We start from the raw sequence: 13731 nt of genomic DNA on the forward strand, positions 1-13731 counted from the left end.
CCACGACAACGAACCGCCCAAACCGAAATCATCCACCGGCCACGAGCACATCGGTGGATCCAGGCTTAGGCATCGCAGGCAAGAAGGCGCTCGTCACCGGCAGCGACTCCGGCATCGGCTGGCACACGGGGCGCGCACTTCTGAGCGAGGGGGCATCCGTCGTCCTCACGGATCTTGATCAGACGAAGCTCGACGAGGCGGTCACGCGGATGGATGCCCCGCCAGGGGCGCTGCACGCGTTCGCTGCCGACGTCACCGACCTCGACGGCCTCGCACGACTGCACAAAGACACGACGGATGCGGTCGGGCCCATTGACATCCTCGTGCAGTGTGCCGGCATCACCGGCACGCAGGGCGCGTTCGATGAGATCGATGATGACGGATGGAGCAGCACCATCGAGACGGACCTACTCGGACCGGCGCGCGTCGCGAGGGAGTTTCTCCCCGACCTTCGCCGCGGCTGGGGGCGACTGGTGTTCATCTCCTCCGAGGACGGTGTTCAACCGTACGCGAACGAACTGCCATACTGCGTGGCGAAGGCGGGCATCCTCGCGCTGTCGAAGGGCCTGTCGAGGGCATGCGCGAAGGACGGGCTCCTGGTGAATACGGTCTCGCCGGCGTTCATCCACACACCGATGACCGACGCGATGATGCGCGAGCGCGCGGATCAGCTCGGCACGAGCGTGGACGATGCCGTCCAGTCGTTCCTCGACGAAGAACGGCCCTTCTTGGAACTCAAGCGGCGCGGCGAGCCCGACGAGGTGGCATCCGTTATCGCGTCCCTCTGCTCTGATGCCGCATCCTTTGTTGTGGGGTCGAACTACCGGGTCGACGGTGGCTCGGTCGCCACGATCTGATGCGGCCCACTCAAACCGCGTGAGCGATGATCAGCAGGAGCCACACGATCGTCCACGCCGGAATCGCGCCAAAGAAGCACGCCATCACAACGAGCCGCGGCGGCTGCGCGATGAATACCCGCAGTAGCACCATGGCCGCGTAAAGCAGAGCCACCACGATCGCACCGAGCACCGAAAACGGCACACTATTGCGCAGTTGCAGCAAGAGCACGGCGACGCAGATCACCGCCGTGATCGCTCCGACCACGAGCCACACGCGCCCGGTCGAGCTCCGCAACGCTGGCTGATTGCGCACGAGCGTCGGATCGGGGTCGCGCGCCGGATGGTGGCGGTCCTCAGGCAGTTGAGCCACGTCAATCCACTCGGATGAGCGGCAGCCCCGACTCGGGATCGACGCGCTTGCGTAGCCGCTCCTCCGTCCCGGTGAGCACGACCTCGCACGTTGGGCGCACCACCGCACGCTGAAGGTGCCCGCCGAGCGCTTCTCCGGTCGACCGGGCGATCACCACGTGGGCGTGCACCGACGGCTCACCCTCGTTGTCCGCCACATCGCCCACCAGCGACACGAGTTCGACCTGCTCCTGGAGTTCGACCGACGTGCGATATTCCTTGGCTTCCCAGTCGAACCAGGCGAGCTGCACGGATGACAGCGCGCCGATCGCCGTGAAGCTCGCACTCTCGATGCGCTCGCGTTTCGCGAACTCGCCGAGCCCTTCGAGCAGCTCGTCGCCCGTCTGGAAGATCACCGCGAACCGTCGCGGGTCTTCATCCACCTGCTTGTGTTGCATCAAGCCTTCCTTCCCGTCATGCTGCGCATCGCTTCCGGCCCCGACGCAGACCGTCGGTGATTCCCGCAACGCACCTTCTTCGCTCCGGTCTCAACCCCCAACGAAGCTTGGAACGTCGGGCCTGTCGTGCTCGGTCTGCGCTCTCGCCCCGTCCGCTATCTAGAGGATCGGCCGGCCGCCGGTGACCGCGACGCGGGCTCCCGAGATGTACGACGCCTCATCGCTTGCCAGAAGCACATACACGGCGGCGAGTTCGGCAGGCTGGGCCGGGCGGCCAAGCGGAGTGCTTCCTTTTCGATCCCCCTTCGATTCGAGACCACATGCTACGTACAGTGCCCTGGCGTAGCGTTCGATCATGAAAACCTCCTCAGCCGCGAACGACGCCGACATCGGCGTGCTCGGTCTGCGTTCGGTACTGGTCGGCTCGCTACCGCCGGCACTTCTTACCGCGTCGGCTCCAGAACGGTACGCCATCGAAGCGGTCTTCACCAGGCGCCCGGAGGTCGAGGAACTCGCCGGCATCTTGAGCCCCGAGACCCGCGACTTCCTCACCGAGCATGGGCATCCCACCATCGAATTGACCATCTCCGATCGCCGTCTCGTGATCGCGAATACGAACCTCGAGGAACTGCGTGACGGACTTGCCGCGCTTCTCGGCGAGCGGCTCGCCGAGATCAGCGTGCAGGTCAGGGCGAAGCGCGTGATCGCCGCAGCGCAATCCAAGATCGCCAGCGACCTGGAACAGGATCGCGCCGCCGCGGTCGTCAAACTCGCCGAATCCGTCAACTTCGCCGCGCGGGTGCCGGCTCCCACTGCATCCGATCCGGCGCTCTAGCGCTGAGACAGCGCGGCCACGTCCACCGTGCGCTCAACGACGGAGGTCGCCACCGTGCGCAACGGAAGTCCGCGGTCGCGGGCCTAGCGACGGAGCGCGTCGAAAGCGTTGTCCATGCTCAGCCGCAGCTTGGGCGAATCGACTGGGGTGCGCTGGGTGTCGCTACGCCGGCCCCCGTTCACGGGGGTGAGCGGGTACCTTTGGAGAAGGTTGTCCCGGACCCTGATCGCCTGACTTCTCAACAGTCGTCGCGAAGCGGCGAGAACGGGCGGACACCATGACCACGATCCAGGCTCCCTCCGGAATGCAACCGGTCAGGGTCACGACGCCGCACGCGGCGGCGTCGAACGAGTACACCGCGCTGGCCCGAGCCATCCAGGAGTCCGGGCTGATGCGGCGTCGGTACGGGTATTACTGGACGAAACTCGTCGGCGTGCCGATCACTCTCGCCGTCTGCGTCGCCGTGTTCCTGATCGTCGGCAACACGTGGTGGCAAATGGCGGTTGCCGCGCTCTTCGCCGTTGTGCTGACCCAGATCGCGTTCCTCGGCCACGATGCCGCGCACCGGCAGATCTTCCGTTCCGGCAAGTGGAACGACTGGGTCAGCCTCATCCTCGGCGGATTGTTCATCGGGATGAGCTACGGCTGGTGGCAGCACAAGCACACCCGGCACCACGCCAACCCGAATCGTGAGGGATCCGACCCCGACATCGAGTTGCCCGTGGTCTCCTTCACTCCTGAGCAGGCGGCACGGCCGAGGCCGTGGCCGCTGCGATGGCTGATGTCGCATCAGGGATTGTTCTTCTTCCCGATCCTCACTCTCGAAGGCATCTCGCTGCACGCGTCGAGCGTGAGACGGGCGTTCGGCGGTGAACGCCTCCCGCACAGGCCTGTGGAGATCTCCTTCCTGACGGTGCGCATCCTGGCGTACCTGGGGCTGGTCTTCGTCTTCTTGTCGCCGGACAAGGCCGCCGCGTTTCTCGGCGTGCAGCTCGGGCTGTTCGGTTTCTATATGGGAATGTCGTTCGCGCCGAACCACAAGGGGATGCCCATCGTTCCGAAGAGCATGAAGCTCGACTTCCTGCGCCGACAGGTGATGATGAGCCGGAACATCCGCGGAAACCGGGTGCTCGACGTCGCGATGGGCGGCCTGAACTACCAGATCGAGCACCACCTGTTCCCGTCGATGCCGCGTCCCCACCTGCGGCACGCCGCACCGATCGTGCACGGCTACTGCACCGACCACGGCGTGCCGTACCTCGAGACCGGACTCGTGCAGTCCTACGGAATCGTGTTCCGCTACATCAACCGTGTGGGCCTGGGCGACAAGGATCCGTTCGCATGCCCGATGCTGGAGCGACGCCAGAGCATCTGACCCTCAATTTGGTCTCTCACGTTCGTGGTGCGATCAAGATTCGCTGATGAAGGGATTTGCCCAGTCCGAGGAAGGCGGCCTTCCTTGGAGTGCGGCAATCCGCTAGCCGATTTGCTCCAGCAGGCCGGGGCGGCAGGTTCCCTATGGCAAGAGGTACGAACTGCGAATCGAGGCAGAAAACCAACGGCTCCCTGTAGGCAGGGTCGCGTAGCCCGGCGCTTGGATAGCGGCGTCGCGGCCGGCGGGACTCAGTCCCACTCCCACGACTCGGTGCGGTACGCCTCGCCGCGGCCGGTGATCTCGAGCCCGAGCCCGGGGCGCGACGGGTCGGGCACGAGACATCCGTCGACGAGTTCGGGCGTGCCATCGAAGAGCAACGGCTCGATCAGTGCGTGGTCGTGGAAGTACTCCACGTGCACACCCGGTTCGACGGATGCCGTCAGCACGGCATGCAGTGCCGGTGCGCAGTGCGCGCTCAGCGGCACACCCCATGCGACGCACTGCTCGGCGGCGTTCACGAACCCCGTGACGCCGCCGCAGCGGGTGGCGTCTGCCTGCATCGTGTCGACGGCGCCCGAAGCAAGCAGCAGACGGAAGTCCGCCGGCATGTAGCCGTACTCCCCCGCCGCGATCTGCATGCCGCCCGGACCGCGGTCGCGCATCAGTCGCAGACCCTCGAGGTCGTCGCTGGAGACCGGCTCCTCGAACCAGGCCACGCGTTCCTCGTGCCAGAACCGCTCCGCCATGCCGAGCGCCTGCTTGCGGCTGTAAGCACCGTTCGCGTCGACGAACAGTTGCAGGTCGTCACCGACCGCCTCCCTGGCGACGCGCACCCGCGAGGGGTCCGCTGAGGCATCTGTTCCGATCTTCATCTTCACGGCGCGGATTCCCCGCTCGGCCCAACCGCCCAGTTGCTCCCTCAGCTGCGCGTCACTGTAGCTCGTGAACCCGCCGCTGCCGTAGACCATGATGCGGTCGCGGCTGGCACCCAGCAGGTTCAGCAGCGACACCTCGAACAGCTTCGCTTTGAGGTCGTGCAGGGCGACGTCCATGGCCGAGATGGCGCTGGCCGCGATTCCACGCCAGCCGATGTTGCGCACCGCCCGCGCCATGCTCCAGAACAGCTGTGGCGTGGCCATCGCGTCCCGCCCAGTCACGAGCGGCGCGAGCACGTCGCGCACCAGGGCGAGACCGGTCGACGACATGTACGCGTAGCCGAGCCCGGAGCATCCGCCCGCGTCGATCTCGACGACAAGCACCGTCGTCGAGTTCCAGTCGGCCGTGCCGTCGGACTCGTGCTGCGGCTCGCCTTCGAACGTCGTCGGCACCACGTACACCCTGGCACGCACGGCGCGAATAGCGGTGTCGCTCATCATTGCCGCCGAGCGCTGTCGACGAACACGACGTCACTCATCCGTCTTGTCCTCTTCTTCGTGATCCTGGCCTATGTGGAGCTTTCCCTTGACCCGCTCGATTCCCTCGGCGACCAGAGCCTTCGCCGAATCGACCAGAACGGCCGACTCATCCGGGTCACCCTTCAGCAACGCCTCAGCCGTGTTCTTGGCGAACTCGAACGTGATGTGCGCCGGCAGCGGCGGCACGTTCTTGCTGGTGTATGCGTCGATAAGGGTGACGCCCCGGTTGGCGAACGCGGTGTCCCACGCGGCGGCGACGTCGTCATCGCTCTTGACTCGGATGCCGGTGAAACCGACCAGTTCGGCCCATCCGGCGTAATCGACGGACTCGACGTCTTGAGACGTCGCCCACACCGGGTTCGCGTCTTCGGTTCGCATCTCCCAGGACACCTGGGTGAGGTCGTCGTTGTGCAGCACCATGATGATGAACTGCGGGTTGTCCCATTCGGCCATGTACTTCTTGATGGTGATGAGTTCGTTCATGCCGAGCATCTGGAAGGCACCGTCGCCGATGGTGCAGATGACGCTCCGCTCGGAGTGCGCGAACTTCGCCGCCGTGGCATACGGCATCGCGGCGAGCATGCTCGCGAGCCTTCCGGAGAGGTCGCCCGACATGCCGCGACGCAGCCGGATGTGGTGCCCGTACCAGTCGGCGGTCGAGCCGGCGTCTGCGGTGACGATGGCCTGCGGAGGCAGGCGCTTGTTGAGCTCGTGATAGACCCGCCGGGGATTGACGCCGTCCTTATAGGTCAGCATCGCCTGCTTCTCCATCTCGTTCTCCCACTCAATCATGTCGTGCGCGACGCTCTCCTGCCAGGAGAGGTCGGACTTCTGCTCGAGATGCGGAATGAGAGCCGCAAGCGTCGCCTTCACATCGCCCCACAGATTCAACTCGGTGGGGTAGCGCAAACCCATCTGCTCCGGTTTGAGGTCCACCTGGATGGCCCTCGCCTGCCCGCTCGGCGGCAGAAACTGGCTGTACGGGTAGTTGGTTCCCAGAAAAACGAGCGTGTCGCATCCGCTCATCTGGTGAACGCTCGGCAGTGAACCCAGCAGCCCAAGCTGCTGCGAGTGGTAGGGCACGTCAGAGGGCACCACCTGCTTCGCCCGCAACGCCGTGATGAGGCCGGCACCGCACAGTTCGGCCGCCCTGAGAACCTCGTCGGTCGCACCGTTCGAACCGTGGCCGACGAGGAACGTGACCTTGCTGCCTGCATTGATGATGGCCGCGGCCTTCACGATCTCGCTCTCCGGGGGAACGATCGAGATGGAGGGGGCGACGGCGCTCGACCGGGACACCCAGTTCGCCGGCGACAGTTCAGGCATCTTCATGCCCTGCACGTCGTGGGGCAGGATGACGACGGCCGGCCCCAGGCGCACGCGCGCGGTACGGAACGCCGTATCGACAACGGCCTGCGCCTGCTCGGGAGAGACAATCGTCTGCACGTACACGGCGACATCCGCCAGCATGCGCTCCAGGTTGCTCTCCTGCTGCGTGAACGTTCCCAGCGCGTTGAGCCCTTGCTGGCCGATGATGGCGACGACCGGCTGGTTGTCCATCTGCGCGTCATACAACCCGTTGAGCAGGTGGAACGCGCCCGGGCTGGAGGTCGCGATGCACACCCCGACCTCGCCGGTGAACTTCGCATGCGCCGTCGCCATCAGCGAGCAGATCTCCTCGTGGGTGGGCCGCACGTACTTCAGCCCTTCACCCTCGCGCTGTGCCTTACCGAGTGCTCCGTCGAACTCCCCGATGCCGTCACCGGGGAAGGCGAACACCCTGCTGACCCCCCAGTCCTTCACTCGTTGGATCACGAAGTCACTGACCGTTGGCATGTTTCCTCCTACTATTCGACGTTGGGGTGGCCGATGAGCCGGTCTGCTGCTCGGGCTGCCACGGCCATGATGGTCAGGGCCGGATTCGCACTGCCTTGTGTCGGCAGCACGCTTCCGTCGACGATGAGCAGATTGGGCACGGCGAACGAGCGACAGTAGCCGTCGACGACCCCTTCCTTTTCGTTGGCGGCCATGCGGGCCCCGCCGACCAAGTGTGCGTAGCGGTCGATGGTGATCACCTCGTCGGCACCCGCACCCTTCAAGATCTCCTCCATCACGCCGGTCGCAGCCTTCACCAGCGCCTTGTCGTTGTCGCACTGCGTGTATTCGAATCGAGCGATCGGCATGCCGTTGCGATCCTTCTCCTCGGCGAGAGTCACTCGATTCTGCGGCTGCGGCAGAAATTCGCACAGCGATCCGAGCACCGCCCAGTGGACGTAATCGCTCATGTAGTTGCGGAGATCGGCACCCCAATAACCTTGCGCCATCACGTGTTCCGCCCACGTGATGGGCAGCGGCGAAACGGTCTGGATTGAGAACCCGCGCTTGTACGACTTGCTCGGGTCGGTCTCGTAGAACTCCTCCGTGCTGACCTCGGGCGGAGGCGCCTTGAACATCCGCACCTCGCTGTCAAAGCGGCCACCGGTCTGGGGCGCGCCCTGCACCATGAGGTAGCGGCCAACCTGATCGAAGTCGTTGCACAGGCCGTTCGGAAAACGAGGAGATGTCGAGTTCAGCAGAAGACGGGGCGTCTCGATCGAGTAGCCGGCAACGGCGACCATCGCCGCCCGCTGGAACCTCTCAATGCCGCCACGAACGTAGTGAACGCCGGTCGCTCGCCCCGTTCGCTGATCGACTTCGACTCGGGTCACCATCGAGTCCGGACGCACCTCGGCGCCATGCGCAAGGGCATCCGGAACATGGGTGATTAGCGGAGACGCCTTCGCGTTCACCTTGCAGCCCTGCAGGCAGAACCCCCGATAGATACAGTGCGGCCGGTTGCCGAAACGGCCGCTGGGGATCGCGACCGGGCCCACCTTGGCGGTGATTCCGCAGGCCAAGGCTCCGCGCAGGAACAACTCGCCGTTGTCCGAGACCGGATGTGGGCTGTACGGGTACGAGTGCGGGTCGCCCCACGGCCAATGCTGACCCGAGACCGGCAACTCGGCCTCGATGTGTTCGTAGTACCCCTTCAGGTCGTCGTAGCGGATCGGCCAGTCGGCTCCGACTCCGTCCGCCGAACGCGTGTGAAAGTCACTGGGATGAAACCGCGGGGTGTATCCCGCGTAGTGCACCATCGACCCTCCGACACCGCGCCCCGAGTTGTTCGAGCCGAGCGGAACCGGATCGGCGCCACCGATTTCGCGCGGTTCCGTCCAGTACAAATGGTGCGATCCCGCCTCATCGCTCACCCAGTCGGCCTCAGGCTCCCAGAATGGGCCGGCGTCCAGAGCTACAACTCTCAGACCCGCCCTCGCCATCCGTTGCAACAGTGTCGAGCCGCCGGCACCACAGCCCACGATGAGGAGGTCGACCTCGTCGCCGTCATCGAATCGGCGCATGTTCGCACGCAGCCCGTGCTGCATCTGGGAACCATCGCTCGTCATGAGCCAGGCGGATTCGTTGCGTTCCCTTACCGCGCTCATCCGTGGTCCTCCGGCAACGGGTTGTCGTACGGATGCGAGTCATGCACCTCGAACGGCTCCAGTTTGTCCACACCGAGGTTCTTGTACCCTCGCGGATACGCGGGACCGTCGAAGCCGATCTCCTCCCAGGCCCAAGGATGCGAATAGAAGGCGGCGCATGCATAGCGCGTCCACAGGCTCCAGACATGTGCCGCATTCATGTCGTGCCACAGGCTCGATTCGAGATCCTGCACGGCCTGGAGGATTGCGGACTGGTCTTCCCACGAGCACTCCGCCAAGGTCGTGCCGTGAGCGGCAACGGCATCCGCGTCGAGACCGGCCAGCGTGTCCCGCCACGCCTGGTCGTCCGGAGGCATCGAGTCGTAGTGCCAGCCGTCGGTCTGCTTCTCCGCAAGCCGCATGTCCACCATCTGCACGACGGGCACTCTGGGTTCAGTGCGCTGATACAACAGCTGGTCGAACAACGCCGCCGCCGCCGCATGCTCCTGTTGCGTGAAGAACCGTATGCCGGGCAACCGACCCAGGCGACTCTGCACGACCGTGCGGGTTGCGATGTCCCAATGCTTCGCCTGCGCCATCACATCGAACCGCGGATACCTGCCACCTCCGTGTGCGGGGTTCAGCGGCAAAACGCTCACTTCTCCCTCCGCAGAATTGCCGCGAGGAGGCCCATCCCGCCGACCAGCGTGACGAGCAACGGCGCCATCAAAGGAGGCCCCATCTCCATGTTGTAGCGAAAGTTCTTCCAACCCCCCGGCTTCTGCTTGATGCCCCTGGCGTGCAGCCAGAGCCCCTGAAGACCGTTGGCGATGATCGTGGCGGACGCCAACGGCAGAAGGGTCTTCGCCGCGCGATGACTGCACACCCCGGCAATGCCCGCCGCGGCGCCGACCGGACCCAGCACGACAGGAACCCACATCCAGTTGTTGCCGAAGCTTGCCTTGTCATGCTCGAAGAAGATCTCCACGGCGGTCACGACCGCACCGCCTGCCGTGAGCGCAGCAAGACTGCGTTCGAAACGGCCGGTCCGCACGTTGTGCACCATCCGGTCGATCCCGTACACGGCCTCGACCGCCATGCGCGTGCTCTCCTTCGGTATCACTCGATCTCCTCCCGTCGGCAATGCCCAGTGGCACGACACGCTGACGATCGTTCGCTCAGCATGGGTGCGACTGGGGAAGTATCACTCCGACCCCAGTGCGCGACAAGGGGTTGTGACAACACGAGGACGAGTGCACGCGCGCGTGGCGAGACGTAACGAAAGAACGACGTGCTCTCCGTGTCACGTCGACGTGCCGTCCGGCCCGCGCTGATCGAACCCATGGCAACTGCGGCCACCCTTGATCGCGGGGGTCGCGTTGCGCAGACGTGCGATCAAACGCATCGTCAGCCCGGCCTCAACTCGAACTCAACGATGCGGGTGGCAGACTCCGCCCGGGCGGTTCGAACCAATACGCTGAACACCTCTACAGCTGGGTCGGCAAACTCATGGAAGTCGGCGCTCCTCGGTACCGCAGCAAGTTCTCCGATAGCGGTAAAGCGGCGCCTGAGTGGGTCGGCTTCGTCTGAGGGTGTCATTGCCGGCGACCGTGCTGCGACGATGAGTGCACGGACATAGTACAAATCGTTCCGCGTCTTCCCTGTCGGGAACGTTTGATGGACCGGTTCGTCGACTGGACCGTCAGCACGACTCCGAAAGGGAACGTGCGATGATCAGCGCCGCGTCGACCAGAGCGCCCAGGCGACGAGCGCCGGCTGGAAAAGCAATCGAATGAGGCGCTTCCTGTCGGTATTCAACCCGAAGTCGGCCCGTTTCTGTCGGTACTGCTCGATGTTGCCCGGGAACACAGCGACGAAGAAGGCCGCGAGCAGGACGCCGATTCGTCGACGCTCTCGTGGTAGCGCCACAAGCGCGATACCGAACAACACTTCGACGGCTCCGGAAGCTATGACGACGCCGTCTTTGTCGATCGGGACGATCTCTGTCGCCCAGTCCGGTACCTGCGATCGAAACTCTCGTCGCGCCCAGAACAGATGGCTCAGCCCAGCAAAGGTCATCGCTGCGGCGAGAAGCCAACGAAGAAGCGAACGCATATGCCCCACCTAACCGCAGGCGATCGCATCTGTCCACGCATTGAGCGACGAGCTTGCCCGCACGGACGGCAGCCGCCGGTGGAGAATGAGTTCCACGATGGCCTTGGCCCGTGCAATGCGGGAGTCGAGCATTGACTGCATTGGGTCATGTCCGTCGGTTCAGCTGGGTCCCGCCCGAATCATCGGTTGCGGTTGATGCCTGGAAAGCTGGACGACGCCGTAGACGGCGATCGCGCTGGCGACGATGAACACGATGTCAGCCCATGCGGGCGCCCCAGCGGCTTCACCGAGCACGACGATCCCGATGCTCACGCCCACGAGCGGATCGATGACGGTGAGTCCTGCGACGACGAGCTCCGGAGACCCGGACGAGTACGCGGTCTGCACGAAGTAGGAACCGAGCATGGCGGCAGCGACAAGACCAAGCAGACAGCTGGCGGTCAGCCAGTCGGCAGGGCTGAGGTGGAAGCCGTCGTGGACGATGGTCTGTATTCGCGTGATCAGCACCTTGGCGAGCGTTGCGACGAACCCGAAGAGCACGCCGGCGCCGACGATGTAGAACAACCGTGTGAATCTGCTGCGGAAGAGCGCGAATCCGATGCCGAACAGCAGGAGAACGGCTGCCAGGATGATCACCACGATCAACAGCTGCGCGTCGGTGATCGGGATCGTCGTGGTGGTCAGCGCTGCGACCGCGACGAAGAGGCCGACCCCGCCGACGCAACACAGGATCGCGCGAATGGCGGGCAGCCGCAGGCGTGTTCTGGTCAGTCGTGCGGTAATCAGAGCCGTCACGACCAAGGCGATGGCCCCGAGCGGTTGAACGACGGTCAGCGGAGCAAGGTAGAGACTGAACAGCTGAAACACGATCGCGAGGCCGAGCAGGAGACTACCCAGCAGCCAGGACGGTCGGCGCGCGAGCGCGGCAAGTTGCCGCCAGTCCAAGCGCGAACCTTCTGTCGAGCTCCCGTGGCCGACTTTAGTGACTCCGTGTTGCTGGAGCTCAGCCCCTACGGCGAGGAAGACCGAACCCAGCAGCGCCACTGGGATTCCCAAGGACTGCGCGGGCGTCAGGGAGACGAGAACGAGACCCACGTATCACCCTTCTTCCATGCCGATTCGACAGCGACAGCTCAGGACCTCTTCGACGCCCGACGGATCGCGCCGATGATGGCCGTTGCAATGAAAAGGATGATGCCGATGATCGCCAACCATAGAAGGCCCTTGAACGCGAACCCGACTACGACCACGATGAGCCAGACCACGAGAAGCACGATCAGCAAGATCAACATGCCGGTAACGCTAAGTGACCCGGAGCACGCAGACCAGGGCTAGACGCGTCCCCAAATCCATGCACGGACGAGGGACTGCCACCCGGGTCAGCCTCTGGCTGGATGGCCGCTGCGGACGAGATTCATGACGGCTGGCTCGGAGTTGGACCGACAAGCGCCTCGCCGACGCCGCCACCCATGCGGCCATCGGGCCCTGGATCGAAGCGAACCGTGCACTGATTCGCCGCGCTGTTGCACGTGGCGAGTTCCCACCGGCCGACATCGACACGCTCGCCGCAGTCATACCGATGATGTGCATCAGCCGGGCCGTACAGAACGAACCCATCACGCGCGAATTCTCCGTCGCCCTCCTCGACGGCGTCATCATCCCCGCCCTGCGGGCAGGCCGTTCATCATCCATCGCACACGACAGAGAAGACTACGGAGACACCCCATGAGCATCACCACCGCCGCGCACCTCAACTTCCGCGGCAACGCCCGCCAGGCTCTGGAGTTCTACCACTCGATCTTCGGCGGCCAACTGATGATTGCAACGTACGCTCAGTTCGGTGTTCCACACGACGACCCGAACGGCGGCCCCGTCACGTTCGCTCCGATTGCGGATGATGTCGACGACGCGGATCACGTGGCGTTCGGTGCCGTCGTCGGCGAGAACGGGTTCCGCATGGCCGCCTACGACGTGTACGGTGCCAGCGGTGGCGGCATCGCCGGCAGCTCCCCCAGCGCTCACCGTCGAGCTGACGGGCTCACGCACCAGGAAGCACTCTTTCTGCTGCTCAACGGTGAAACGCTCGAAGAGATCAGCCCGGCGTGGGACAGGCTCACCGAAAGTGAAGCGGTGATCGCGGCGCTGACAACACCTGGGTCCGGTGCGTCACAGTACGGCATGCTCACCGACCTCTACGGCGTCACATGGATCTTCGGCATCTCCCCCACACAATGAGAAGCCGACCCATCGGATCCCTTGAAAACACTGTCATCGCGGGGTTGCGATACCAGTGGGCAGCCGCCCGGAAGGCGGGCGACCTCGATCTGCAGGCGGCGCGGTAGATCTGAGGGAATCGAAGTAGCAGCTCGGATCAGGACCGAACAGGCAAGCCATGTCGGCGCGGAAGGCGCGCCGACAACGACGCTGCGTGGTGTGGCCGCCATCGACGGGCCGACCCAGTGAACCCGTCCAACCGTCCATCGCGACCACCTCGATCCGCATACACCCGTGGGCCATCCCTTGCAAATGGTGCCGAATTGGGTGAATCGCCAATCCGGTCGCCGTGGGCGTACCGAACAATTCTCGTGAGCATCAGAAGAAGACACCTCGCGGCGGGCGGGTGGGCTGCGCTGGCAGGAGCGGTGAGCGGTGCCCTCTTCGTCGCCGTCGCTGAAGTGGTCGCACTTCTCGCCGCGCGAGATGCGAGCCCGCTGATCGCGGTCGGGTCGTTCGTGGTCGACATCGTCCCGCGCTGGGCGAAGGAGCTCGCCATCGAGCTGTTCGGATCCAACGACAAGCTCTTCCTACTCGCCACCGTGGGAGCAGCCGCCCTGGTGGCAGCCGTGATTGCCGGCATCCTCGAGCTTTGGCGACGCTGGGCGGGT

At 64.7% G+C, this 13731-nt stretch carries 15 protein-coding genes and 2 pseudogenes; 6 read left to right on the forward strand and 11 right to left on the reverse strand.

Annotated elements, in window-relative coordinates:
- Positions 1-53 precede the first annotated feature (53 nt).
- Complete coding sequence (locus ACYVDK_RS05930) at positions 54-857, forward strand: SDR family NAD(P)-dependent oxidoreductase (protein ID WP_460519361.1); 804 nt, start codon at positions 54-56, stop codon at positions 855-857.
- 10 nt (positions 858-867) lie between these two features.
- Here ACYVDK_RS05930 and ACYVDK_RS05935 read toward each other — a convergent pair whose 3' ends face one another.
- The 3 genes and pseudogenes from ACYVDK_RS05935 to ACYVDK_RS05945 form a co-directional block, all read right to left on the reverse strand.
- On the reverse strand, positions 868-1209 hold the full coding sequence (locus ACYVDK_RS05935) for a hypothetical protein (protein ID WP_460519364.1): 342 nt from the start codon (positions 1207-1209) through the stop codon (positions 868-870).
- Position 1210: 1 nt separating this feature from the next.
- Positions 1211-1645, reverse strand: a complete 435-nt coding sequence (locus tag ACYVDK_RS05940) for a PPC domain-containing DNA-binding protein (RefSeq protein WP_460519367.1) — start codon at positions 1643-1645, stop codon at positions 1211-1213.
- A gap of 159 nt (positions 1646-1804) precedes the next feature.
- Positions 1805-1930 (reverse strand): annotated as a pseudogene (locus ACYVDK_RS05945) (SDR family oxidoreductase); the annotation flags it as partial.
- A gap of 70 nt (positions 1931-2000) precedes the next feature.
- Here ACYVDK_RS05945 and ACYVDK_RS05950 point away from each other — a divergent pair.
- Both ACYVDK_RS05950 and ACYVDK_RS05955 read left to right on the forward strand, forming a co-directional pair.
- Positions 2001-2480 (forward strand): hypothetical protein, encoded by a 480-nt coding sequence (locus tag ACYVDK_RS05950; RefSeq protein WP_460519370.1) that lies wholly within the window; start codon positions 2001-2003, stop codon positions 2478-2480.
- Between the two features lie 277 nt (positions 2481-2757).
- Entirely contained in the window at positions 2758-3855 is a 1098-nt protein-coding gene (locus ACYVDK_RS05955) for a fatty acid desaturase family protein (RefSeq protein WP_460519373.1), read from the forward strand.
- 248 nt (positions 3856-4103) lie between these two features.
- On the opposite strand, the gene ACYVDK_RS05960 is transcribed toward ACYVDK_RS05955, so the two are convergent.
- The 8 genes from ACYVDK_RS05960 to ACYVDK_RS05995 all read right to left on the reverse strand — a co-directional run bounded on the left by ACYVDK_RS05960 (position 4104) and on the right by ACYVDK_RS05995 (position 12138).
- The gene (locus tag ACYVDK_RS05960; protein ID WP_460519376.1) at positions 4104-5228 is read right to left on the reverse strand and encodes an enolase C-terminal domain-like protein; all 1125 of its coding nucleotides are present in this window, start codon (positions 5226-5228) and stop codon (positions 4104-4106) included.
- 33 nt (positions 5229-5261) lie between these two features.
- Positions 5262-7106, reverse strand: a complete 1845-nt coding sequence (locus tag ACYVDK_RS05965) for a thiamine pyrophosphate-requiring protein (RefSeq protein ID WP_460519379.1) — start codon at positions 7104-7106, stop codon at positions 5262-5264.
- An 11-nt stretch (positions 7107-7117) separates the two neighbouring features.
- Entirely contained in the window at positions 7118-8752 is a 1635-nt protein-coding gene (locus ACYVDK_RS05970) for a GMC family oxidoreductase (protein ID WP_460519382.1), read from the reverse strand.
- Entirely contained in the window at positions 8749-9390 is a 642-nt protein-coding gene (locus tag ACYVDK_RS05975; RefSeq protein WP_460519385.1) for a gluconate 2-dehydrogenase subunit 3 family protein, read from the reverse strand. Before ACYVDK_RS05975 ends, ACYVDK_RS05970 begins: the two co-directional genes overlap by 4 nt.
- Positions 9387-9830 carry a hypothetical protein gene (locus tag ACYVDK_RS05980; protein ID WP_460519388.1) on the reverse strand — a complete coding sequence of 148 codons (444 nt, stop codon included), beginning with the start codon at positions 9828-9830 and terminating at the stop codon, positions 9387-9389. The genes ACYVDK_RS05975 and ACYVDK_RS05980 overlap by 4 nt, the downstream gene beginning before the upstream one ends.
- Positions 9831-10465: 635 nt before the next feature.
- Positions 10466-10846 (reverse strand): DoxX family protein, encoded by a 381-nt coding sequence (locus ACYVDK_RS05985; protein ID WP_460519391.1) that lies wholly within the window; start codon positions 10844-10846, stop codon positions 10466-10468.
- 159 nt (positions 10847-11005) lie between these two features.
- Positions 11006-11941 (reverse strand): DMT family protein, encoded by a 936-nt coding sequence (locus ACYVDK_RS05990; protein WP_460519394.1) that lies wholly within the window; start codon positions 11939-11941, stop codon positions 11006-11008.
- 38 nt (positions 11942-11979) lie between these two features.
- Positions 11980-12138, reverse strand: coding sequence for a hypothetical protein (locus ACYVDK_RS05995; protein WP_460519397.1), 159 nt, complete (start codon positions 12136-12138; stop codon positions 11980-11982).
- 131 nt (positions 12139-12269) lie between these two features.
- On the opposite strand from ACYVDK_RS05995, the gene ACYVDK_RS06000 reads away from it, so the two are divergent.
- From ACYVDK_RS06000 to ACYVDK_RS06010, 3 genes and pseudogenes are all read left to right on the forward strand, one after another.
- On the forward strand, positions 12270-12575 hold the full coding sequence (locus ACYVDK_RS06000) for a TetR/AcrR family transcriptional regulator C-terminal ligand-binding domain-containing protein (protein WP_460519403.1): 306 nt from the start codon (positions 12270-12272) through the stop codon (positions 12573-12575).
- Complete coding sequence (locus ACYVDK_RS06005) at positions 12572-13081, forward strand: VOC family protein (protein ID WP_460519400.1); 510 nt, start codon at positions 12572-12574, stop codon at positions 13079-13081. Before ACYVDK_RS06000 ends, ACYVDK_RS06005 begins: the two co-directional genes overlap by 4 nt.
- A gap of 350 nt (positions 13082-13431) precedes the next feature.
- A pseudogene (locus ACYVDK_RS06010) lies at positions 13432-13731 on the forward strand (molybdopterin-dependent oxidoreductase); the annotation flags it as partial.

It is taken from the genome of Humibacter antri, assembly GCF_054777235.1.